This window comes from Streptomyces sp. QH1-20 (assembly GCF_041283565.1).
GTDB lineage: Bacteria > Actinomycetota > Actinomycetes > Streptomycetales > Streptomycetaceae > Streptomyces > Streptomyces syringius.
The window spans coordinates 2084895-2107279 of the sequence record NZ_CP166299.1 but is presented as its reverse complement, the minus strand read 5'-3'; the positions used below and the strand labels follow the sequence as shown (position 1 = coordinate 2107279).

17 protein-coding genes and 1 tRNA gene are annotated in these 22385 nt (G+C 69.6%); 7 read left to right on the top strand and 11 right to left on the bottom strand.

The annotated features are described in order from the left end of the window. Nucleotides 1-1425 (top strand): pyruvate kinase, encoded by a 1425-nt coding sequence (gene pyk / locus AB8O64_RS09375; protein WP_365371091.1) that lies wholly within the window; start codon nucleotides 1-3, stop codon nucleotides 1423-1425. Between the two features lies 1 nt (nucleotide 1426). Here pyk and AB8O64_RS09370 read toward each other — a convergent pair whose 3' ends face one another. Then, entirely contained in the window at nucleotides 1427-2197 is a 771-nt protein-coding gene (locus AB8O64_RS09370) for a transcriptional regulator (RefSeq protein ID WP_370418732.1), read from the bottom strand. A 118-nt stretch (nucleotides 2198-2315) separates the two neighbouring features. Then, nucleotides 2316-2390, bottom strand: a tRNA-Leu gene (locus AB8O64_RS09365). Between the two features lie 94 nt (nucleotides 2391-2484). Here AB8O64_RS09365 and AB8O64_RS09360 point away from each other — a divergent pair. Then, the gene (locus AB8O64_RS09360; RefSeq protein ID WP_370418731.1) at nucleotides 2485-3147 is read left to right on the top strand and encodes an ANTAR domain-containing response regulator; all 663 of its coding nucleotides are present in this window, start codon (nucleotides 2485-2487) and stop codon (nucleotides 3145-3147) included. 69 nt (nucleotides 3148-3216) lie between these two features. Here the strand turns inward: AB8O64_RS09360 and AB8O64_RS09355 are convergent, their stop codons facing one another. The 7 genes from AB8O64_RS09355 to AB8O64_RS09325 form a co-directional block, all read right to left on the bottom strand. Further along, the gene (locus tag AB8O64_RS09355) at nucleotides 3217-3933 is read right to left on the bottom strand and encodes an ABC transporter ATP-binding protein (protein ID WP_370418730.1); all 717 of its coding nucleotides are present in this window, start codon (nucleotides 3931-3933) and stop codon (nucleotides 3217-3219) included. Further along, nucleotides 3930-4820, bottom strand: coding sequence for an ABC transporter ATP-binding protein (locus AB8O64_RS09350; protein ID WP_370418729.1), 891 nt, complete (start codon nucleotides 4818-4820; stop codon nucleotides 3930-3932). Before AB8O64_RS09350 ends, AB8O64_RS09355 begins: the two co-directional genes overlap by 4 nt. A gap of 5 nt (nucleotides 4821-4825) precedes the next feature. Continuing rightward, nucleotides 4826-6640 carry a branched-chain amino acid ABC transporter permease gene (locus tag AB8O64_RS09345; RefSeq protein WP_370418728.1) on the bottom strand — a complete coding sequence of 605 codons (1815 nt, stop codon included), beginning with the start codon at nucleotides 6638-6640 and terminating at the stop codon, nucleotides 4826-4828. 5 nt (nucleotides 6641-6645) lie between these two features. Next, a complete protein-coding gene (locus AB8O64_RS09340; RefSeq protein ID WP_370418727.1) occupies nucleotides 6646-7575 on the bottom strand; it encodes a branched-chain amino acid ABC transporter permease in 930 nt (309 codons plus the stop codon). A gap of 120 nt (nucleotides 7576-7695) precedes the next feature. Next, nucleotides 7696-8910: a branched-chain amino acid ABC transporter substrate-binding protein gene (locus tag AB8O64_RS09335; protein WP_370423829.1), complete on the bottom strand. Its 1215-nt coding sequence runs from the start codon at nucleotides 8908-8910 to the stop codon at nucleotides 7696-7698. Between the two features lie 631 nt (nucleotides 8911-9541). Beyond that, nucleotides 9542-10000 (bottom strand): PaaI family thioesterase, encoded by a 459-nt coding sequence (locus tag AB8O64_RS09330; RefSeq protein ID WP_370418726.1) that lies wholly within the window; start codon nucleotides 9998-10000, stop codon nucleotides 9542-9544. A gap of 85 nt (nucleotides 10001-10085) precedes the next feature. Continuing rightward, a complete protein-coding gene (locus AB8O64_RS09325) occupies nucleotides 10086-12368 on the bottom strand; it encodes an FdhF/YdeP family oxidoreductase (protein ID WP_370418725.1) in 2283 nt (760 codons plus the stop codon). A 244-nt stretch (nucleotides 12369-12612) separates the two neighbouring features. On the opposite strand from AB8O64_RS09325, the gene polA reads away from it, so the two are divergent. The 4 genes from polA to AB8O64_RS09305 all read left to right on the top strand — a co-directional run bounded on the left by polA (nucleotide 12613) and on the right by AB8O64_RS09305 (nucleotide 16860). Continuing rightward, nucleotides 12613-15270 (top strand): DNA polymerase I, encoded by a 2658-nt coding sequence (gene polA / locus AB8O64_RS09320; RefSeq protein ID WP_370423828.1) that lies wholly within the window; start codon nucleotides 12613-12615, stop codon nucleotides 15268-15270. 189 nt (nucleotides 15271-15459) lie between these two features. Further along, complete coding sequence (locus AB8O64_RS09315) at nucleotides 15460-15594, top strand: SPW_0924 family protein (protein WP_370418724.1); 135 nt, start codon at nucleotides 15460-15462, stop codon at nucleotides 15592-15594. A 13-nt stretch (nucleotides 15595-15607) separates the two neighbouring features. After that, a complete protein-coding gene (locus AB8O64_RS09310) occupies nucleotides 15608-16561 on the top strand; it encodes a DUF3068 domain-containing protein (protein ID WP_370418723.1) in 954 nt (317 codons plus the stop codon). 107 nt (nucleotides 16562-16668) lie between these two features. Then, a complete protein-coding gene (locus AB8O64_RS09305; protein WP_356450794.1) occupies nucleotides 16669-16860 on the top strand; it encodes a hypothetical protein in 192 nt (63 codons plus the stop codon). Nucleotides 16861-16914: 54 nt separating this feature from the next. On the opposite strand, the gene hrpB is transcribed toward AB8O64_RS09305, so the two are convergent. Both hrpB and AB8O64_RS09295 read right to left on the bottom strand, forming a co-directional pair. After that, nucleotides 16915-19527, bottom strand: a complete 2613-nt coding sequence (gene hrpB / locus AB8O64_RS09300) for an ATP-dependent helicase HrpB (RefSeq protein ID WP_370418722.1) — start codon at nucleotides 19525-19527, stop codon at nucleotides 16915-16917. 71 nt (nucleotides 19528-19598) lie between these two features. Next, nucleotides 19599-20402 carry a class I SAM-dependent methyltransferase gene (locus AB8O64_RS09295; protein WP_370418721.1) on the bottom strand — a complete coding sequence of 268 codons (804 nt, stop codon included), beginning with the start codon at nucleotides 20400-20402 and terminating at the stop codon, nucleotides 19599-19601. A 389-nt stretch (nucleotides 20403-20791) separates the two neighbouring features. Between AB8O64_RS09295 and rpsA the strand changes: the two genes are divergently transcribed. Next, on the top strand, nucleotides 20792-22306 hold the full coding sequence (gene rpsA, locus AB8O64_RS09290) for a 30S ribosomal protein S1 (protein ID WP_130877236.1): 1515 nt from the start codon (nucleotides 20792-20794) through the stop codon (nucleotides 22304-22306). Nucleotides 22307-22385 lie beyond the last annotated feature (79 nt).

The window sequence follows — 22385 nt, the reverse complement described above, 5'->3', positions numbered from 1 at the left end:
ATGCGCCGAGCAAAAATCGTCTGCACACTGGGCCCCGCCACCGACTCGTACGAGCAGATCAAGGCACTCGTCGAAGCCGGCATGGACGTCGCCCGCCTCAACCTCAGCCACGGCATCTACGCCGACCACGAGACGCGCTACGAGCGGGTACGCAAAGCCGCAGAGGAAACCGGCCGCAACGTCGGCATCCTCGCCGACCTTCAAGGCCCGAAGATCCGCCTCGGCACCTTCCGCGAAGGCCCTGTACTCCTTGAACGCGGCGATGACTTCACCATCACCGTCGACGACGCCGAAGGCGACCGCCACATCTGCGGCACCACCTACCCCGGCCTCGCCGCCGACGTCACCAAGGGCGAACGCATCCTCGTCGACGACGGCCGCGTCACCCTCGAAGTCACCGAAGTCGACGGCCCCCGCGTCAGGACCATCGTCATCGAAGGCGGCATGGTCTCCGACCACAAGGGCCTCAACCTCCCCGGCGTCGCCGTCTCCGTCCCCGCCCTCTCCGACAAGGACGTCCACGACCTCCGCTGGGCCATCAGGACAGGCGCCGACATCATCGCCCTCTCCTTCGTACGCAGCGCCCACGACATCGAGGACGTCCACCGCATCATGGACGAGGAAGGCTGCCGCCTCCCCGTCATCGCGAAGATCGAAAAGCCGCAGGCCGTCGCCAACCTCGACGGCATCGTCGCCGCCTTCGACGGCATCATGGTCGCCCGCGGCGACCTGGGCGTCGAGATGCCCCTCGAAACCGTGCCCATCGTCCAGAAGCGCGCCATCAAGCTGGCCAAGCGCAACGCCAAGCCGGTCATCGTCGCGACCCAGATGCTCGACTCCATGATCGACGCATCCCGCCCCACACGCGCGGAGGCCTCCGACGTCGCCAACGCCGTCATCGACGGCACGGACGCGGTCATGCTTTCGGGTGAGACCAGCGTCGGCAAATACCCCGTCGAGACCGTGAAGACGATGGGCCGCATCGTCCGGGCGGCCGAGGAAGACGTCCTAGCCAAGGGCCTGCCGCCCCTGACCGAACGCAGCAAGCCCCGCACCCAGGGCGGCTCTGTGGCCCGCGCGGCGGCCGAGATGGGCGACTTCCTCGGCGCGAAGTTCCTGGTGGCCTTCACTCAATCCGGTGACACGGTCCGCCGACTGTCCCGCTACCGCTCACCGATCCCCCTGCTGGCCTTCACCCCGGAACCGGCGACGCGGTCGCAACTCAACCTGACGTGGGGGGTGGAGACCTTCCTCGGTCCGATGGTCCAGACGACGGACGAGATGGTCGACCAGGTCGACGAATACCTGCTGCGGATCGGACGCTGCCGGAAGGGCGACATGGTCATCATCACGGCGGGCTCGCCGCCCGGGGTGGCGGGGACGACGAACCTGGTGCGGGTGCATCACATCGGGGAGGAGGAGTAGGTCAGTACTTGGGCCCGATGTGGGCGTCCATGAGGGCGACGGAGTGTTTGCGGGCGACGGATATGTTGTACGGGTCCGTGCCGCGCCGCGTGATCTTCCATTCGACGCCGACGATGTCGAGGGCATCGGCGTAGAGGAAGAGGATGTCCTCGGACTTGTTGGTGAAGAAGTACCGCGGGTACTCGTAGCGCTTGCGCACACCGCCGACGAGGCGGGTGGTCCAGTTGGTGATCCGGCAGCCGTCGGAGTGGATGAGCCCGCGTATGAACTCCCAGGGGAACTCCTCCACGATGGCTTCCTGCCAGGGTTCGAGCGCGATGAGCCGCTCGTGCTTTTTGCCGGGGCCGTGCTGCGGGAACAGGCAGGGCCAGTGCTTACTGGTGCTGGTGACCATGACACAGCCCTGCTTGCGGACGGTGCAGACGTTGCTCGCCGGGCGTACGCGTCTCATGGCGTCCCGGCAGGAGTCGATCAGGCCGGGCCAGGCATCCGCGCACGCGATGCGTAAGGCGTAGACACCATTCCGACCGAGGCTGAGGCAACCGTCGCCCAAGTAGAGGCCGAGCAAGTAGGCGTATGCGGCGCGATCTTGTGGAGGCTGCGGGTCGGCACCGCACCTTGAGCACTCGGCTGAGCGAGTGAGGGGGTCGATCCTGGATTGCCACTCGCGTATCGCGGACCGGGATATGCCGGTCTGCCTGCTCACGGAGTTGAGGCTGTGGCCCTGGCTGACGAGCGCGAGTGCGCGCTTGCGCGTATCGAGGTCGTACATGCCGACGAGCTTGGCCGAGCCGCTGCCGTCATGGACCTAATCGAAGCTTTGTTCATCAAGGCGAGTGAAGATCGCCAACCGTTGCGGATTTCAGGCGACCTTCGAATCGAAGGTGAAGTACCCCGGGTCGGACTCGAACCGACACTGGATGGGTTTTGAATCCATTGCCTCTCACCAATTGGGCTACCGGGGCCTTGCAATCCAAGGGAAGTATATACCCCTCCGGTGCTCAAACATACAGGACTAGGTACGCTCGTGGGGCACCACCTGTCCTAACGAGGAGTCCCGTGACCGCCGCCGAGCCCCAGCCGCCTGTCGACGACGAGCAGCCGCACACCCCTCCCCACACGACCCGTGTCGTCATCGCCGAGGACGAGGCCCTCATCCGTCTCGATCTCAAAGAGATGCTCGAAGAAGAGGGGTACTCCGTCGTCGGTGAGGCGGGTGACGGCGAGACCGCCGTGGCGCTGGCGCGGGAGCACAAGCCGGACCTGGTCATTCTTGATGTGAAGATGCCCGTCCTCGACGGGATCTCCGCCGCCGAGCGGATCGCCGCCGAGTCCATCGCGCCCGTCCTGATGCTCACCGCCTTCTCGCAGCGCGAGCTCGTCGAGCGCGCCCGGGACGCCGGTGCCATGGCCTACCTCGTGAAGCCGTTCAGCAAGAGCGACGTCGTGCCCGCCATCGAGATGGCGGTCTCGCGGTTCACCGAGCTGAAGGCCCTGGAGCAGGAGGTCGCGGACCTTTCCCAGCGGCTGGAGACGCGCAAGCTCGTGGACCGGGCGAAGAGCGTGCTGCAGACGCAGTACGGGCTGACCGAGCCCGCCGCGTTCCGCTGGATCCAGAAGACGTCGATGGACCGTCGGCTGTCGATGCAGCAGGTCGCCGAGGCGGTCATCGAGGACGCCCAGGAGAAGCAGAACAAGCAGTCGGCTCCCAAGGAGCAGTAGTCCCGCGGCGCGCTGCACGAAGGGCCCCGTCCGATCGCCGGACGGGGCCTTTCGCGTACCGGTCGGGTGTCAGTCCTCGCCCAGATACGCCTTGCGTACGGACTCGTCGTGCAGCAGATCGGCCCCCGTGCCGGACAGGACGATCTTGCCGATCTCCATGACATGACCCTGGTCGGCGAGGGAGAGCGCGGCCTGTGCGTTCTGTTCGACGAGCAGGATGGTCGTGCCGGAGGCCTTGAGTTCGGTGATGGTCTGCATGATCTTCTGCATCATGATCGGGGAGAGGCCCATGGAGGGCTCGTCGAGCATGAGCAGCTTGGGGCGGGACATCAGGGCGCGGCCCATGGCGAGCATTTGTTGTTCGCCGCCGGAGAGGGTTCCGGCGGCTTGTTTGGCGCGTTCGCCGAGGATGGGGAAGAGCTCGTAGACGCGCTGGATGTCGTGGGTGATTCCGCCGGTGTCCTTGCGGAGGAAGGCTCCGAGCTGGAGGTTCTCGGCGATGGTGAGCCGGGGGAAGATGTGGCGGCCTTCGGGGGAGTGGGCGAGGCCGCGGGCGACGATCTGGTGGGCGGGGACGCCGGTGAGGGGGGTGCCGTTGAAGCGGATGGTGCCGGCGAGGGGTTTGAGGAGTCCGGAGAGGGTGCGCAGGGTGGTGGTTTTCCCGGCGCCGTTGGTGCCGATGAGGGTGACGATCTGGCCGGCTTCGACGGTGAAGGAGATGCCTTTGACGGCTTCGATCTTGCCGTAGGCGACGCGGAGGTTGTCGACTTCGAGGAGGGGGGTCATGGGGTTTCCTCCGGGAGGTCGGCGCGGGCGTCGGCGTGGGCTTCGGCGGCTTCGACTTCGGCGAGTTCTTCCTGTCCGGGTGCGCCTTCGAACGGGGTGCCGAGGTAGGCGGCGATGACGCGTTCGTCGGCTTGGACGGCGTCGGAGGTGCCTTCGGTGAGTTTTTCGCCTTGGACGAGGACGGCGACGCGGTCGCAGAGGTTGAAGATGAAGCGCATGTCGTGCTCGATGACGAGGACGGCGATGCCTTGGTCGCGGATGGCGCGGACGAGGGCTTCGGTGGCGCGGGTCTCCTGGGGGTTCATGCCGGCGGTGGGTTCGTCGAGGAGGAGGAGGCCGGGGTCGCTGGCGAGGGCGCGGGCGATTTCGAGCTTGCGTTGTTCGCCGTAGGGGAGGTTGCGGGAGAGGTGGTCGGCTTTGTCGGCGAGGCCGGTGAAGTCGAGGAGTTCCATGGCGCGGTGGGTGGATTCGCGTTCGGCTTTTTTGAAGCCGGGGCCGCGGAGGAGGGCGGAGAAGAGGCCTTCTTTGGTGCGGGTGTGGCGGCCGACGAGGACGTTTTCGAGGACGGTCATATTGGCGAAGAGGCGGATGTTCTGGAAGGTGCGGGCGATGCCGGCTTGGGTGACGAGGTGGGGTTTGGGGGGTAGGACGGTGTCGCGGTAGGTGACGGTGCCTTCGGTCGGGGTGTAGAGGCCGGTGAGGCAGTTGAAGAAGGTGGTTTTTCCGGCGCCGTTGGGGCCGATGAGTCCGACGATTTCGCGTGGGTGGACGGCGAGGTCGACGGAGCGTACGGCGGTGAGTCCGCCGAAGCGCATGGTGACGCCGGTGGCGTGGAGGACGGGGTGGGTGCCGTCGGGGGCCGGGGTTTTCGTCAGGCTGGTCGTCATGCCGGTCACGCCTCCGCCTTGGTGACGCCGACTGCCCCGTCGGGGAGGCCTCGTTCGGGTACGTCGAGTTGGTCGGTCTCGTGGAATTCGAGTTGTTTGCGGCGGTCGGCGACCATGCCTTCGGGGCGGAAGCGCATGAGGAGGACGAGCGCGAGGCCGAAGAGCAGGAGTTGGTAGTCCTGCATGAATTCCATTTTGTTCGGGATGAGGTAGAGGAGTGCGGCGCCGATGACGGGGCCGCTGATGGTGCCCATGCCGCCGAGGATGACGGCGGCGAGGAGGAAGGCGGAGTTGGGGGGTACGGTCCCGGCGAATTGGTAGCTGTCGGGGGTGGTTGTGGTGATGACGTGGGCCTGGACGGTGCCGGCGAGTCCGGCGAGTGCGGCGCCGAGGGCGAAGGCGAGGAGCTTGAGCCGGAAGGCGTTGATGCCCATGGCGGTGGCGGCGGTCTCGTCCTCGCGGATGGCGACCCAGGCGCGGCCGATGCGGGATTCGGCGGCGCGGCGGAAGACGAGGACGACGACGGCGGTGGCGAGCAGCATCAGCAGGTAGTAGTTGCCGAAGCGGCCGATGGGGACGCCGAGGATGTCGTGGGTTTTGCCGAATTCGAAGCCGAGGATTTCGAGGTCGGGGATGTTGGGGATGCCCATGGAGCCGTTGGTGATGTCGGGTCCGGTGGTGCCGTTGAGGTTGAGCATGGTGATGCGGAAGATCTCGCCGAAGCCGAGGGTGACGATGGCGAGGTAGTCGCCGCGGAGGCGGAGGGTGGGGGCGCCGATGAGGACGCCGAAGACGAGGGAGGCGCCGATGCCGGTGAGGACGGCTGCCCAGAAGGGGAAGTGGACGCCGAGGGCGGATTCGGGGGAGCCGGAGACGAGGGCGGCGGCGTAGGCGCCGACGCCGAGGAAGGCGACGTATCCGAGGTCGAGGAGGCCGGCGAGGCCGACGACGACGTTGAGGCCGAGGGCGACGGTGGCGAAGATCAGGATGCTGGCGGCGAGGTTGGTGTAGGTGTCGTTGGTCTGGGTGAGGGGGAAGCAGGCGGCGGCGATGAAGGCGGCGGCGAGTGCGATGTTGCGGTGTTTGGCGGTGAGGTGGCTGAGGCGGGTGGTGAGTCCGGCGCGGCCGAGGGCGGCGATGGTGAAGCAGGCGAGGATGAGGTAGCCGACGAAGAGTTCGCCGTATTCGGTGTCGATGCCGTAGGTGAAGGCGTAGAGGCCGGTGGCGTAGGCGGCGGCGATGATGAGGATGTCGGCCCAGGTGGGGAGTTCTTTGGGGCGGGGTGCTCGGCCTGTGGTGAGGCTGTGGCGGAAGCGGTTCCAGGGGGTGGGGGGTTTGGTGCCGCCGCGGTCGTCGTAGGGGCGGTCGGCGGGGAGGGCGAGGGCGCCGGCGAGGGTGAGGAGGGTGGCGAGGGCGGCGACGTATGCGCCGGGTTCGAGGTGGGCGAGGCCGCCGAGTTGGGTGCTGATGGCGCCGAGGGTGTACCAGGTGGTGGCGAGGGTGCCGAGGGCGAGGAGGAGGGTGGGTGCGGTGGTTCCGGCGGGGGTGAGCCAGCGGAGGCCGCGGGGGCGGTAGGCGGTGAGGGCGTGGAGGAGGGTGAGGATGCCGCCGGTGAGGGTGATGTTCTGGAGGCCGCCGGGGTAGCCGGTGACGGTGAGGTTGCCGGGGAATGCGGTGGTCCAGGTCCAGGCGAGGAAGGTGGAGAGGATGGTCAGTGCGGCGCCGGCGATGGTGGTGATGCGGGCGATGTTGGTGGGGAGGGGTATGAGTGAAGTGGCGTCCCTTGAAGGGGAGTCGGGTGCCGTGTTCTTGTCGGTCATGGGTATCACGCCCGATCCGCGACGCGTTCGCCGAGCAGGCCTTGTGGCCGTAGCAGCAGGACGAGGATGAGGAGGACGAAGGCCCAGACGTCCTTCCAGGACCCGCCGCCGAACTGGGTCATGCCGGGGATCTCCTCGATGTAGCCGGTGGCGAGGGCTTCGGCGACGCCGAGGACGACTCCGCCGAGCATGGCGCCGTAGATGTTGCCGATGCCGCCGAGGACGGCCGCGGTGAAGGCCTTGAGGCCGGTGATGAAGCCCATGCGGAAGTCGATCTGGCCGTATTTGAGGCCGTGGGCGACGGCGGCGATCGCGGCGAAGGTGGCGCCGATGGCGAAGGCGATCACGATGATGCGGTCGGTGTTGATGCCCATGAGTTTGGCGGTGTCGGGGTCCTGTGCGGTGGCCTGCATGCCGCGGCCGGTGCGGGTCCTGGCGACGAACAGGCCGAGGGCGATCATGCACAGGGGGGCGGCGACGAGGAGGAAGATCTCGCCGCGTTGGACGGTGGCGCCGAGGATGTCGATGGCGTCGCCTTGGAACTGGGGGAAGACGCGGGCTTTCTTGGCGTCGGGGTACCACTTCCAGATGGCTTGCTGGAGGGCGATGGACAGGCCGATCGCGGTGATGAGGGGGGCCAGCCGGGGGGCGCCGCGCAGGGGCCGGTAGGCGAAGCGTTCGGCGGCGACGGCGATGGCGCCGGAGGCGAGGATGCCGCCGATGATCATGAGGGGGAGCGCGAGCAGCAGGCCGGTGCCGTCGGGGAGGATGAGGTAGGCGGTCAGTGCGCCGAAGCCGCCGACCATGAAGATCTCGCCGTGGGCGAAGTTGATGAGCTGGACGATGCCGTAGACCATCGTGTAGCCGATCGCGATGAGTCCGTACATCGCGCCGAGGATGAGTCCGTTGGCCAGCTGTTGCGGCAGTTCGTGCACCGCCGGGCCTCCGTGGTGGGAGAAGGGGTACTGGGCCGGTCGGGCGGGCCGTGCGGGGTGCGGGTGGTGGTGTCCCGCACGGCCCGGGCTGTTCGACGGGTGGTGCCGGGCGGGGCGGGGTCAGCCCTTGTACTCCGCGCTGTGGCGGGCTTTCCAGGTGGTTCCGTCGACCTGGTAGGCGGTGATCATGGTGTTGGTGGTGTCGCCGTACTTGTCGAAGGAGACGGGGCCGGAGACGCCGTCGAATTTCACCTTGTTCAGGGCTTCCACGACCTTGGCGCGGGCGTCGGTGGGTAGCGTGCCGCCGTTGTCGGTGACGGTGGCCTTGACGGCTTGGATGATGGCCCAGGCGGCGTCGTAGGCGGTGCCGCCGTAGGCCTCGTAGGCGTCCTTGTAGCCGGCGGCCTTGTAGTCGGCGATGAACTTCTTGGCGGAGTCGAGTTGTTCGACGGGTTTGCCGACGGATGTGGCGTAGTCGCCGGCGGCCTTCTTGTTGAGGTTGATGTAGTGGGGGCTGTAGAGGGCGTCGCCGCCGAGGGTGGGTGCTTTGACGCCGCCGTCCTTGAGCTGCTGGCTCAAGGGGGCGGCGGCGGGGTATTCGCCGCCGTAGAAGACGAGGTCGGGATTGGCGCTCTTGGCCTTGGAGACGATGGCCTTGAAGTCGCGGTCCTCGGGGTTGACGTGTTCGGTGCCGACGACTTTTCCGCCGAGGGAGGTGAATTTGGCGGCGAAGGCGGCGGCGAGGCCGACGCCGTAGGTCTTCTGGTCGTCGATGACGTAGACCGTCTTGGCTTTGATCTTTTCGTAGGCGTACTGGCCGCCGAAGGCGCCCTGGACCTCGTCGGTGGTCGAGGTCCGGAAGTAGGTGGTGAATTGGCGCTTGCGGTTGTTCTGTTTCCAGTCCTTGCCCTGGGTGAGGTCGGGGGTGGTGTTGGCCGGGGATATGAGGGCCATGTTGTTGGCCTGGGCGACCTGTTGCATGGACTGGGCGACGCTGGAGTTGAGGGGGCCGACGGTGGCGACGACGTTCTTGTCGCCGGTGAGTTTGGTGGCGTTCTGCTGGCCGGAGGTGGGTTGGCCCTGGTCGTCGAGGGCTTTCATCTCGAAGGTGACGCCGGGGACTTCCTTGGCCTTGTTGGCGATCTTGATGGCGAGTTCGGTGGAGTTCTTGATGCCTTGGCCGAGTGGGGAGAGGTCGCCGGTCAGCGGGGCGTCCACGCCGATCACCACGGTGGTGTTCTTGCTTCCGTCGGTGTCGCCCCCTTTGTCGTCGCGTGATCCGCAGGCGCTGAGGGTGAGGGCCCCGGTGGTGATCGCGGTGGTGAGGATGAGCAAGGAACGGTGTCGCACGGTGCTTCCTTTCCCTGGCGAGGCCCCCTCTGCTGAGGTGCCGTTCGCGTGCCGGGCGGCGTGGTGGAGGCGTGCCTGATGTGCGAAACCGCCCGGCGGGGTGGTAACTGGCCGTGACTCTAGGGGTGGGCGGCGATCTGGGGCAGAGGTGCTGGCGATGATGTGACTGTCTTGTTATGACGAAGGTCACTCGGGGGTGTCCGTGTAGCGGAATTGACCGGATGATTGGGATGTATCGGGTGATAACCGTTGTCCGGATATTGTGAAGGTGCAGTTCCGCTAAGGAGTGGGCGGCGCCTCGGTGGCCGCTGCGGGAAGCGCGGGCGGCTGCGCCCGCGAAAGATCGTCAGCGGGCGGGGTGCGGGGAGTGGATCTACGGGTTGCTCGGCGCGGTGATGTCACGCACCGTTACGGATCGCGGGGCCGGCCGTGTCGTGTGCACCCCCGCTGCGCGGTGGTGTCCTCAAACGCCGGACGGGCTTGATGTGGCTGAGCTCAGCCGCCAAGCCCGTCCGGCGTTCGAGGACACAGCACAGCAGCCCGTCCGGCGATTGAGGACGCGCCCGCAGGGCGCCCGCCGCCGCAGGCAGCACGGGCGGGCGCACTCAGGGGCAGATCAGCCCTCGTTGTCACGGATGAGGCAGGTGAGGCGCGCGGTGCACACCCGCTTGTCCTGGTCGTCGGTGATGACGATCTCGTACGTGGCGGTGGAGCGGCCGCGGTGCACGGGGGTGGCCACGCCCGTGACCATGCCGGAGCGCGCGCCGCGGTGGTGGGTGCAGTTGAGGTCCACGCCGACGGCGAACCGGCCCGGGCCGCCGTGCAGCATGGCGCCGACCGAGCCGAGGGTCTCGGCGAGCACGGCGGAGGCGCCGCCGTGCAGCAGCCCGTACGGCTGGGTGTTGCCCTCGACGGGCATGGTGCCGACGATGCGCTCGGGGGCCGCCTCGACGACGGTGACGCTCATGCGCTCGCCGAGGTGCCCGGCGGAGAACAGGGCGGCCAGGTCGAGGCCGCTGCCGGCCCACTCGTCCAGGATCTCCTGCGGGAACGTGGTCGTGATCTGCTCGCCCATGCGTCGCGGCTCCGATCGTCCTTGGTGGGCACGGTGTGCACCACGTGTTCAGATGATCCGTCCTACCAGGTCGGCCGGCCCGCGCTCAGGCCGGGTCCGCCTGTTCGAGCCTGATGACCAGGGACTTGCTGGCGGGGGTGTTGCTGGTGTCGGCGGTGTGGTCCAGCGGGACCAGGACGTTGGTCTCCGGGTAGTAGGCGGCGGCGCAGCCGGGGGTGGTGGGGTAGTGGATGACCCGGAAGCCGGGGGCGCGCCGCTCGGTGCCGTCGGTCCACTCGCTGACCAGGTCGGCGTACGTGCCGTCGGCGAGGCCGAGGGTGCGGGCGTCGTCGGGGTTCACGAGGACGACGCGGCGGCCGTTCTTGATGCCGCGGTAGCGGTCGTCGAGGCCGTAGATGGTGGTGTTGTACTGGTCGTGGGAGCGGAGGGTCTGCAGCAGCAGCCGTCCCTCGGGGGCCTTGGGGTATTCGACGGGGGCGGCGGTGAAGTTGGCCTTGCCGGTCGCGGTGGGGAAGCGGCGTTCGTCGCGGGGGGCGTGGGGCAGGGTGAAGCCGCCGGGGCGGGCGACGCGGGCGTTGAAGTCCTCGAAGCCGGGGACGACGCGGCTGACGCGGTCGCGGATCGTGGCGTAGTCCTTTTCGAACTCCTCCCACGGGGTGGTGCTTTCGGTGCCCAGGACGCGTCGGGCGAGGCGGCACACGATGGCGGGCTCGGAGAGCAGGTGGGGGCTCGCGGGTTCCAGGCGTCCGCGGGAGGCGTGGACCATGCCCATGGAGTCCTCGACGGTGACGAATTGGTCGCCGCCGCTCTGCCGGTCGCGCTCGGTGCGGCCGAGGGTGGGGAGGATCAGGGCGCGGGCGCCGGTGATGACGTGGGACCGGTTGAGCTTGGTCGACACGTGGACGGTCAGCCGGGCGCGGCGCATGGCGGCTTCGGTGACCTCGGTGTCGGGGGAGGCGGCGACGAAGTTGCCGCCCATGGCGAAGAAGACCTTCGCGTCGCCGTCGCGCAGGGCGCGGATGGCGCGGACGACGTCGAGGCCGTGCTCGCGGGGCGGGGTGAAGTCGAATTCCTTCTCGAGGGCGTCGAGGAAGGCGGCGGAGGGGCGTTCGAAGATGCCCATGGTGCGGTCGCCCTGGACGTTGCTGTGGCCGCGTACGGGGCAGACGCCGGCGCCGGGGCGGCCGATGTCGCCGCGCAGGAGGAGGAGGTTGACGACTTCCTTGATGGTGGGGACGGCGTGTTTGTGCTGGGTGAGGCCCATGGCCCAGCAGACGACGGTGCGCCGGGAGGCGAGGATCATGCGGAGGGCTTCTTCGATCTCCGCGCGGCGCAGGCCGGTGGCGCGCAGGGTCTCGTCCCAGTCGGCGGCGCGGGCGGTGCGCTCGTATTCCTCGAAGCCGTGGGTGTGTTCGCGGATGAAGTCGGTGTCGACGGCGCCTTCGGTTTCGAGGACGAGGCGGCCGAGGGTGCGGAAGAGGGCCTGGTCGCCGCCGAGGCGGATCTGGAGGAAGAGGTCGGTGAGGGGGGTGCCGACGCCGGCGAGGCCGCGGGCGTTCTGCGGGTTCTTGAAGCGCTCCATGCCGGCTTCGGGGAGCGGGTTGACCGTGATGATCTTCGTGCCGCCGGCTTTGGCCTTTTCCAGGGCGCTGAGCATGCGGGGGTGGTTGGTGCCGGGGTTCTGTCCGGCGACGATGATCAGGTCGGCCTGGTAGAGGTCTTCGAGGAGGACGCTGCCCTTGCCGACGCCGATGGTTTCGGTGAGGGCGGAGCCGGAGGACTCGTGGCACATGTTGGAGCAGTCCGGCAGGTTGTTGGTGCCGAACTCGCGGGCGAAGAGCTGGTAGAGGAAGGCTGCTTCGTTGCTGGTGCGCCCGGAGGTGTAGAAGAGGGCCTCGTCGGGGGTGGTGAGGGCGTGGAGTTCCTCGGCGATGAGGTCGAAGGCGCGCTCCCAGGTCACGGGTTCGTAGTTCGTGGCGCCTTCGGCGAGGTACATGGGGTGGGTGAGCCGGCCCTGCTGGCCGAGCCAGTAGCCGCTGCGGGTGGCGAGGTCGGCCACGGGGTGGGCGGCGAAGAAGTCGGGGGTGACGCGGCGCAGGGTCGCTTCCTCGGCGACGGCCTTGGCGCCGTTCTCGCAGAATTCGGCGGCGTGGCGTTTGTCCGGCTCGGGCCAGGCGCAGCCGGGGCAGTCGAAGCCGTCCTTCTGGTTGACCTTGAGGAGGGTGAGCGCGGTGCGTCGCACGCCCATTTGTTGCTGCGCGACGCGCAGGGTGTGGGCGATCGCGGGCAGCCCGGCGGCGGCGTGCTGCGGGGCGGCGACGTCGGGTGCGTCCTGGACGGGATCGCCTGTGGGCGGCTTGCCTGCCATCTCGCTCCCCCTTGAGCGGGTCGGGGTGTACGTGGAGTCGTACGGGGTCGATCCTGTCACGGCCCGCTGACAGTCCGCTGACGGGCGGGGGCCGGGGTGGTGCGGCGGGGTGGCCGGGGTGGTCGTGTGGCCGGGATTGTCAGTGGGCCGTGGCAGGATCGGGGGCGTGGCAGCAAAGGCATCGAAGACGAACGAGACGACCGGCACCGAGGCAGTGGAGGGAGGCCGTCCGCGTCTGCTCCTGATGGACGGGCACTCCATGGCGTATCGCGCGTTCTTCGCGCTGCCGGCGGAGAATTTCACGACGTCCGGCGGTCAGCCGACGAACGCGGTGTACGGCTTCGCGTCGATGCTGGCCAATACGCTGCGTGACGAGCGGCCGACGCATTTCGCGGTGGCGTTCGACGTGTCGCGCAAGACGTGGCGGTCGGAGGAGTTCCCGGAGTACAAGGCGACGCGTTCGAAGACGCCGGACGAGTTCAAGGGGCAGGTCGATCTGATCGGCGAGCTGCTGGACGCGATGTCCGTGCGGCGGTTCGCGGTGGACGGTTTCGAGGCCGACGACGTCATCGCCACGCTGGCCACCGAGGCGGAGGCCGAGGGGTTCGACGTTCTGATCGTCACCGGTGACCGTGACTCCTTCCAGCTGGTCAGTGACCGGGTCACGGTGCTGTATCCGACGAAGGGCGTCTCGGAGCTGACGCGGTTCACCCCGGCGAAGGTCGAGGAGAAGTACGGTCTGTCCCCGCAGCAGTATCCGGACTTCGCCGCGCTGCGCGGTGACCCGTCGGACAATCTGCCGGGCATCCCGGGTGTGGGGGAGAAGACCGCCACCAAGTGGATCACTCAGTTCGGGTCGTTCGCGGAGCTGGTGGAGCGGGTCGACGAGGTCAAGGGCAAGGCCGGGCAGAACCTCCGTGATCATCTGGAGGCCGTCAAGCTCAATCGCCGGCTCACCGAGATGGTGCGGGATGTGGCGCTGTCGACCCATCCGCAGGAGCTGTGCCGTGAGGCGTACGACCGGCTGGCGCTGACGACTTTCCTGGAGCGGCTGGAGATCCGTAATCAGGGTCTGCGGGATCGGCTGCTGGCGGCGGACCCGGGTGCGGAGCAGGCCGAGGAGGCCGCTCCGGCCGCCGGGGCCGAGGTGGACGGCGTGGTGCTGGGCGCGGGGGAGCTGGCGCCGTGGCTGGCCGAGCACGGTGGTGCCCCGTTGGGTCTGGCCATGGTCGACAGCTGGTCGCAGGGCAGTGGCCGGGTCGCCGAGATCGCTCTGGCGACGGGTGAGGGGCCCGCGGTCTGGTTCGATCCGTCGCAGGTGGACGAGGCCGATGAGCGGGCGTTCGCCGCGTGGAGCGCGGACGCCGCGCGTCCCAAGGTGATGCATGACGCGAAGGCCGCCATGCGGGTCTTCGCGGAGCACGGCTGGTCGGTCGCGGGCGTCACGATGGACACCGCGCTGGCCGCTTATCTGGTCAAGCCGGGGCGTCGTTCGTTCGCCCTGGACGCGCTGTCGGTGGAGTATCTGGGCCGCGAGCTGGCCACGGCCGCCGCGGGCGACGGCCAGCTGGCCTTCGGTGCCGATGAGCAGGCGGAGGCCGATGCCCTGATGGGCCGGGCCCGTACGGTCCTCGATCTCGGTGGGGCCTTCACGGGCCGGCTGAAGGACGTGGGCGCGGCGGAGCTGCTCACGGATGTGGAGCTGCCGACGAGTGCGTTGCTGGCCCGGTTGGAGCGGGCGGGCATCGCCGCGGACCGGGGCTGGCTGGAGCGGATGGAGCAGCAGTTCGCGGGTGCCGTGCAGCAGGCGGTGAAGGAGGCGCACGCGGCGGCGGGCCGTGAGTTCAACCTCGGTTCGCCCAAGCAGCTCCAGGAGGTGCTGTTCGGCGAGCTGGGCCTGCCGAAGACGAAGAAGACCAAGACCGGGTACACGACGGACGCGGACGCGCTGGCCTGGCTCGCGGCCCAGACGGAGAACGAACTCCCGGTGATCATGCTGCGGCACCGGGAGCAGTCGAAGCTGCGGTCCACGGTCGAGGGTCTGATCAAGGCCATCGCTCCCGACGGTCGCATTCACACGACGTTCAACCAGACGGTGGCGGCGACGGGCCGGCTGTCCTCCACGGACCCCAATCTGCAGAACATCCCGGTGCGTACGGACGAGGGCCGGGCCATCCGCCGGGGCTTCGTGGTGGGCGAGGGTTTCCAGGAGCTGATGACGGCCGACTACAGCCAGATCGAGCTGCGGGTCATGGCTCATCTGTCCGAGGACGAGGGTCTGATCGAGGCGTTCGCGTCGGGTGAGGATCTGCACACCACGGTGGCCTCGCAGGTCTTCGGTGTCGCCAAGTCCGAGGTCGACCCGGAGATGCGCCGCAAGATCAAGGCCATGTCGTACGGCTTGGCGTACGGGTTGTCGGCGTTCGGTCTGTCGCAGCAGCTGAACATCGCGCCGGACGAGGCGCGCCGGCTGATGGACACGTTCTTCGAGCGGTTCGGCGGGGTGCGGGATTATCTTCAGCGGGCCGTCGAGGAGGCCCGTGCCACGGGTTACACGGAGACGATGCTGGGCCGTCGCCGCTATCTCCCGGATCTCAACAGCGACAACCGTCAGCGTCGTGAGATGGCGGAGCGGATGGCGCTGAACGCCCCGATCCAGGGGACGGCCGCCGACATCGTGAAGATCGCGATGCTGCGGGTGGCGGAGGCGCTGGAGGCCGAGAAACTCACGTCGCGGATGCTGCTCCAGGTGCACGACGAAATCGTGCTGGAGATCGCTCCGGGCGAGCGTGAGCGGGTGGAGGAGCTGGTCCGCCGTGAGATGGCGGGGGCCGTCGAGCTGCGTGCGGCGCTGGATGTGTCGGTCGGCGTGGGCGGGGACTGGGAGTCCGCAGCGCACTGACGCCCCTACGTCGGTTCGTTCACCGCCCCCTCACCGCACTGCGGTGAGGGGGCGGTGGTGTGCCGGTCGTCAGGGGGTCGCCTGTGGGGGGAGTCGCCTCGGCGGCACGGGTTCTCATCTCCGTCCGGCGTTGCTACGGTGCCCGCACCCCCTTACCCTGACGCCCCATCAGCTTCCGGGAGGCCGAGCATGCGCGCACTGGCCGCCGCGGCCATCGGACTGGCCGCCGCCCTCGCGCTCGTCGTCACCCTCACCGCCGTCGGCCCGCCCGACGGCGAGACCTCGCCGAAGCCCCTGCTGACCTCCCCTCCCGCGCACCCGTAGGAGAGGAGGCCCCATGCGCCGTAAAGCGAGCCTGGTGCTCCTCGCCCTCGCCGTCTTTTTCGCCGCCCTGTCGCCGCTGCTGCGCTGGTACGCCTTTCCCCGGCTGGCGAAGGTTCCCGCCGGGCGGTACCAGGCGGTCGTCACCGAGGCGAAGGACGCCACCCTCGTCGACTACGCCACCCTCGAACCCAAGACGGTCTCCAAGGTCACCGTGATCCAGACCCTCAAGGGCAATGTGGAACAGGCCAGGAAGGTCAAGAAGGAGACCGGCCGCGACGCCGTCGTCTGGGACACCCTCACCTATATCGCCGGGCCCGACGGAAAGATGGTCTCCCGGATCCCCGAGCGCTATGTCTTCGACGGACACACCCAGCAGCCCGTGCACGCGGGCGGCGAACACGTCGACGGCACCCCCGTACGCCGCGAGGGCATCGCGTACAAGTGGCCCTTCCTCGTCGAGAAGCGCGACTACCGGTACTTCGACATGCAGACCCGCACCTCCGCGCCCATCCACTACAAGGGCACCCGTACCTACCGCGGGATGGAGGTCTACTACTTCGAGCAGACCGTGCCCTGGACCAAGGTCCCGCTGCCCCGGACGCTGCCGCTCGGCATCAGCCCCGACACGGTCCGGCAGCTCGGCCTGGAGAACTGGTACACGACCACGCGCATGTTCTGGGTGGAGCCCACCACGGGCGCGCCCGTCAACGCCGAGGAACGCCACCACACGCAGATGCGCTGGACCGGTCACCCGGAGAAGAAGCCGATCACCGCCTTCGCCGGTCATGTGAAGCTGCGCCCCGACTACGCCGACGACACGGCCCGGCTCGTGAAGTCCCAGCGGCAGCTGGTCCTGCTGCTCACCACGTACCTTCCCTGGGGTTTCCTCGCCCTCGGCGCTGTCCTGCTGGCCCTGTCCGTCGCCCTCGAAGCCCGCTCCCGCCGCCCCGGCCGGGGCGGGGCCTGAAATCCGGGGCGAGATCGTCGTGCGTTTGCCGGGCAACGGGCACAGGATGGAGGGAAACCCGAAGCGCCGGGCCCCCGGCGGGGGCACGCCGACCAAGGAGGCTCACCGTGAAGGAGAGTCCAGAGGACCAGTCCACCGCATCCAGGCCCCGGCAGCTCTACACCGGGGGAGAGCGGCCGTTCGACCCCGAGGACCTGGTCATGGCATCCGGCAGGGACGTCACGCCGGAGCGGGTCGAGGCGGCCAAGCGCCTCATGGAGGAACAGGGCTCCGCCGCCATCGAGAGGTACCTCCCCTGACCGCCCGCCCCTAGGGCCTGTCCGGCCCCGCCCTCCGGTCTTCCACCCCCGCACCTACGTGCCGGACCGACGAGCGTTCGTCCGGCGCGTAGGCGCGGCCGTGGACGGGTCCTCCGGCCACGGATGCCGGGGATAGCGGCCCCGCAGCTCGGCACGTACGGACCGGTAGCCGTCCTGCCAGAACGACGCGAGATCCGCCGTGACGGCCGCCGGGCGACCGGCCGGCGACAGCAGGTGCACCAGGACGGGGACACGCCCGCCCGCCAGCCTCGGCGTCTGCTGCCAGCCGAACAGTTCCTGGAGCTTGACCGCCAGCACGGGCTGCTCGCCCCCGTAGTCCACCCGCACCCGGGAGCCGCTCGGCACCTCGATCCGCTCGGGGGCCAGCTCGTCCAGGCGGGCGGCGTCGCCCGTCGCCCACGGAAGCAGCCGCTCCAGTGCGGTGCCGGCGTTCAGCCGCTCCAGATCGGCCCGCTTGCGGGCCCGGCCCAGATCCCAGCCGAGCCAGTCGTCCGCGCTCTCCAGCAGGGCCGCGTCGGACACATCCGGCCACGGTGCGCCCACCGCACCGTGCAGGAACGCCAGCCGCTGCCGGAGACCGACCGCCTCCGGCGTCCAGCGCAACAACCCCAGCCCCTCGCGCCTCAGCCCTTCCCGCAGAGCCGCCGCGACGCGCTCGGGGTCGGGGGACGGCAGCGGACGCTCGGCCAGCTCCAGCGCCCCCAGCCGCTCGACACGACGCGCCACCACATCACGCCGCTCCTCCGACCAGACGATCTCCTCGCACCGGTCGTGAAGCGCAGCGGCCGCCGCCCGGGCGGTGCCCTCGTCGATCACGGCGCCGAGCCGCACCCGCGCCGACGCGGCCGTGACCGGCCGGTCCGCCACGGCCACCGCGAGCCAGCGCGCGCTGCGCAACCGCGACCCCTCGCCCAGCTCCGCGCCCGTACCGGACGCCATGAGATACGCCCCTTCGCCCCGCGCCCGCGCCACCCGCTCCGGGAACGCCAGCGCGGCGATCAGCCCGGCCACGGCGTCGTCGGTACGGGGGGTACCCGTGCCACCAGGGTCCTCGCCGGTGGTGGGCTCGTCCGGCCGGGCGCCCTGGGCCGCGCCCTCCAGCCGCCGGGCCTCCGCACGCCAGCGTGCGGCGTACGCGTCGCCGCCGCGCCGCGCCGAACGCCACGCGGCCGCCAGATCGTCCCCGTACTCCCGCGGCGGTTCCTCGCTCAGCAGCGCGACCACCTCCGCCGCCCGGCGCGCACCCACCTCCCGCGCGCCGTCCAGCAGAGCCCGCGCCAGCCGGGGGTGCAGACCCACCCGGGCCATCCGCCGGCCCCGCCCCGTCGGGCGGCCGTCCGCCGAGACCGCGCCCGTCGCCACGAGCACGTCCCGCGCGGCGGCCATCGCACCGGACGGCGGCGGGTCGAGCAGCGCCAGGCCCGACGCGTCCGGGTCGCCCCAGCACGCGACCTGCAGCGCGAACGCCGTCAGATCCGCCACCGTGATCTCCGCCGCCGGGAACCTCGGCAGCCGCGCGTCGTCCGCCTCCGCCCAGCAGCGGTACACCGCGCCCGGCGCCTCACGTCCCGCCCGTCCCGCGCGCTGCCGGGCCGCCGCCCGGGACGCCCGTACGGTCGTGAGCGCGCTCAGCCCCCGCGCGTGGTCCGTGCGCGGCTCCCGCGCGAGTCCGGCGTCGACCACGACGCGCACGCCCGGCACGGTCAGGCTCGACTCCGCGACCGAGGTCGCCAGCACTACCCGCCGGCCCCCCGAACCGCCCGCCAGCACCGCGTCCTGCACGGCGGCCGGAGCCCGGCCGTGCACCTGGAGCACCTCGGCGCCCAGGGCCTCGGCCCCGCCCAGCCGCCCCGCGACCCGCGCGATCTCCCCGACGCCGGGCAGGAAACACAGCACGTCCCCGTCGCGTTCGCGCAGCGCCCGCCGCACGACGCCCGCGACGTGCTCCAGCAGGGCGGGGTCCACCCGCATGCCGTGCGGCGGGCGGACCTGCCGCTCCGGCGGGGCCCACACCACCTCCACCGGATGGGAGACGCCCTGCGCCTGAACGACCGGCGCACCGCCGAGCAGCCGTGCCCAGCCCTCCGCGTCGGTGGTGGCGGAGGCCGCGACGAGCCGTAGATCCGGCCGGAGGGTGGCGCGTACGTCGAGGAGGAAGGCGGCCGAGGTGTCGGCGTCGAGATGGCGTTCGTGGCACTCGTCGAGGACGACCACGTCGACCCCGGCCAGCTCGGGGTCGCGCTGGAGCCGCTGCAACAGCACGCCCGTCGTGACCACCTCGACCACGGTCCGCGGCCCGACCCGGCGCTCCCCGCGGACCGTGAAGCCGACCCGCCCGCCCGCCGAGCCGCCGGACCCGCCGCCCGGCACGGTCTCGCCGAGCAGCCATGCCATGCGCCGCGCCGCGGCCCGCGCGGCGATCCGGCGCGGCTCGGCGACCAGGACACGCCGGACGGGCGCGTCCGCGTGCGGCCCGTCGTGGTCCGTGAGTTCGGGAAGCCCGGCGAGCACCAGCGGCACCAGCGTCGTCTTGCCCGTTCCCGGCGGTGCGCACAGCACGGCCACGCCGTGCTCGTCCAGCGCCCGGGTCAGCGCGGGCAGCACGGTCCGTACGGGGAGGCGGTCGAGGGCTTCGGTGCGGATCACACGGCCCAGTCTCGCCCAGCGGCGCCCGCGCCCGGGCCCCGGGCTTCCCCCAGGGCCTGCCCGGACAGGTCCTAGTCCCGCTCGCAGACGAAGATCGCCGTGCCGGGGATCAGATTGCCGCGCAGCGGGGACCAGCCGCCCCACTCCTGGTGGTTCCAGGCGGGCCATTCCGGTTCGACCAGGTCGATCAGGCGGAAACCGCCGGCGACCACGTCGCGCACCCGGTCACCGAGGGTGCGGTGGTGCTCCACATAGACGGCCTGGCCGGTCTCGTCCTGTTCCACATAAGGGGTGCGGTCGAAGTAGGAGGCCGCCACCGACAGGCCCTCGGGGCCCGGCTCGTCCGGGAACGCCCAGCGGATGGGGTGCGTGACGGAGAAGACCCACCGGCCGCCGGGGCGCAGCACCCGCCGCACCTCCCGCATCACCCGTACCGGGTCGGCGACGAAGGGCACCGCGCCGTAGGCCGAGCACGCCAGGTCGAAGGAGCCGTCGGCGAAGGGCAGTGCTGCCGCGTCCGCCTCCACCAGGGGGACGTCCCCGCCGATGCGCAGGGCGTGCTGGAGCTGGCGGTGGGAGAGGTCGAGGGCCACCGGGTGCGCGCCCTGGGCGGCCAGCCAGCGCGAGCACTGGGCAGCGCCCGCGCCGATCTCCAGGACGTCGAGGCCCTTGAGGCCGTCCGCCGGGCCCAGCAGCGCCGCCTCGGCCTCGTCGAGGCCCTCCGGACCCCAGACGAAGCGGTCGTCCCCGAGGAAGCCGCCGTGCTCGCTCTGGTACTCGTCCGCGTTGCGGTCCCACCAGCCCCGGCTGGCCCGGCTGCTCTCCGCCTCGTCGCTCTCCCGCCGTGTCGCTTCCGGCTCGTATTCTTGGATCATTTCGACCGTGGCGCCCTTGGCAGTAGTCTCTTCGTCTTCACCCGAGCGGAAGCTACGGGCTGCGGCGGGGCCTCCGTGGCCTCGCGACACATGAGTTGTGCCGGTTATGGGGTGTTTCATCCCGGGTGTGCGCCTTCGCGCATTGACCCTGTCCGGCTGCCCCCGTATGCTACAAGTTGCGCTGCGGGCCTGCGCGCCTCAGACCTAGCAGGCCGCGCTCGCACTTGTTGTATGTCCCCTCGGTTGTCGAGGTGCTCCCGGTGTCTTCGGATTCGTCCGAAGCCTTCGGAAACGAGCCCCTCCAAGGCTGTCCGGCTTCGGCGGTGCGATACGGGCTCTCGGCGTAGCAGTACCTACGACTCACTGTCCGTACCGGAGCCCTTTCCCACATGACGAGCAGCACCGAGACCACCGCCACCACTCCGCAGGTTGCGGTCAACGACATCGGTAACGAGGAAGCCTTCCTCGCCGCGATCGACGAGACGATCAAGTACTTCAACGACGGCGACATCGTCGACGGCGTCATCGTGAAGGTCGACCGGGACGAGGTCCTGCTCGACATCGGTTACAAGACCGAAGGCGTCATCCCTTCCCGCGAGCTTTCGATCAAGCACGACGTCGACCCGAACGAGGTCGTCAAGGTCGGCGACGAGATCGAGGCCCTGGTTCTCCAGAAGGAGGACAAGGAAGGTCGTCTCATCCTGTCCAAGAAGCGCGCTCAGTACGAGCGTGCCTGGGGCACGATCGAGAAGATCAAGGAAGAGGACGGGATCGTCACCGGTACCGTCATCGAGGTCGTCAAGGGTGGTCTCATCCTCGACATCGGCCTCCGTGGCTTCCTCCCGGCCTCCCTGGTCGAGATGCGCCGCGTCCGCGACCTCCAGCCCTACGTGGGCAAGGAGCTCGAGGCCAAGATCATCGAGCTGGACAAGAACCGCAACAACGTGGTCCTGTCCCGCCGTGCCTGGCTGGAGCAGACCCAGAGCGAGGTCCGTCAGACCTTCCTCACGACCCTGCAGAAGGGCCAGGTCCGCTCCGGCGTCGTTTCCTCGATCGTCAACTTCGGTGCGTTCGTGGACCTCGGCGGCGTCGACGGTCTCGTCCACGTCTCCGAGCTCTCCTGGAAGCACATCGACCACCCGTCCGAGGTTGTCGAGGTCGGCCAGGAAGTCACCGTCGAGGTTCTCGACGTCGACATGGACCGCGAGCGTGTCTCCCTGTCGCTCAAGGCGACGCAGGAAGACCCGTGGCAGCAGTTCGCCCGGACCCACCAGATCGGTCAGGTCGTCCCGGGTAAGGTCACCAAGCTCGTTCCCTTCGGTGCGTTCGTGCGCGTCGACGAGGGCATCGAGGGCCTGGTCCACATCTCCGAGCTGGCCGAGCGCCACGTGGAGATCCCGGAGCAGGTCGTCCAGGTCAACGACGAGATCTTCGTCAAGGTCATCGACATCGACCTCGAGCGTCGTCGCATCAGCCTCTCGCTGAAGCAGGCCAACGAGTCCTTCGGTGCCGACCCGTCCGTGGTCGAGTTCGACCCGACCCTGTACGGCATGGCCGCGTCCTACGACGACCAGGGCAACTACATCTACCCCGAGGGCTTCGACCCCGAGGCCAACGACTGGCTCGAGGGCTACGAGAAGCAGCGCGAGGAGTGGGAGCGCCAGTACGCCGAGGCGCAGCAGCGCTTCGAGCAGCACCAGGCGCAGGTCATCAAGTCCCGCGAGGCCGACGAGCAGGCCGCTGCCGAGGGCGCTGCCGCTCCGGCCGGTGCCTCCTCCTCGACCGGCGGCGGCAACGTCTCCGGCGGTTCGTACTCCTCGGAGTCGGCCGACAACTCCGGCGCCCTGGCGTCGGACGAGGCGCTCGCCGCGCTCCGCGAGAAGCTTGCCGGCGGCCAGAGCTGAGGCTCTGACCGGCAGCAGCTGACAGCTGACTGAAGTAAGGCCCGTTCCCCTTGGGGAGCGGGCCTTACTGCTGTCCGGG

Coding starts and splice junctions, on each gene's coding strand:
- pyk (WP_365371091.1), top strand. CDS start 1: ATGCGCCGAGCAAAAATCGTCTGCACACTGGGCCCCGCCACCGACTCG.
- AB8O64_RS09370 (WP_370418732.1), bottom strand. CDS start 2,197: ATGTACGACCTCGATACGCGCAAGCGCGCACTCGCGCTCGTCAGCCAG.
- AB8O64_RS09355 (WP_370418730.1), bottom strand. CDS start 3,933: ATGACCCCCCTCCTCGAAGTCGACAACCTCCGCGTCGCCTACGGCAAG.
- AB8O64_RS09350 (WP_370418729.1), bottom strand. CDS start 4,820: ATGACGACCAGCCTGACGAAAACCCCGGCCCCCGACGGCACCCACCCC.
- AB8O64_RS09345 (WP_370418728.1), bottom strand. CDS start 6,640: ATGACCGACAAGAACACGGCACCCGACTCCCCTTCAAGGGACGCCACT.
- AB8O64_RS09330 (WP_370418726.1), bottom strand. CDS start 10,000: ATGGGCGAGCAGATCACGACCACGTTCCCGCAGGAGATCCTGGACGAG.
- AB8O64_RS09325 (WP_370418725.1), bottom strand. CDS start 12,368: ATGGCAGGCAAGCCGCCCACAGGCGATCCCGTCCAGGACGCACCCGAC.
- polA (WP_370423828.1), top strand. CDS start 12,613: ATGGACGGGCACTCCATGGCGTATCGCGCGTTCTTCGCGCTGCCGGCG.
- AB8O64_RS09315 (WP_370418724.1), top strand. CDS start 15,460: ATGCGCGCACTGGCCGCCGCGGCCATCGGACTGGCCGCCGCCCTCGCG.
- AB8O64_RS09310 (WP_370418723.1), top strand. CDS start 15,608: ATGCGCCGTAAAGCGAGCCTGGTGCTCCTCGCCCTCGCCGTCTTTTTC.
- AB8O64_RS09295 (WP_370418721.1), bottom strand. CDS start 20,402: ATGATCCAAGAATACGAGCCGGAAGCGACACGGCGGGAGAGCGACGAG.
- rpsA (WP_130877236.1), top strand. CDS start 20,792: ATGACGAGCAGCACCGAGACCACCGCCACCACTCCGCAGGTTGCGGTC.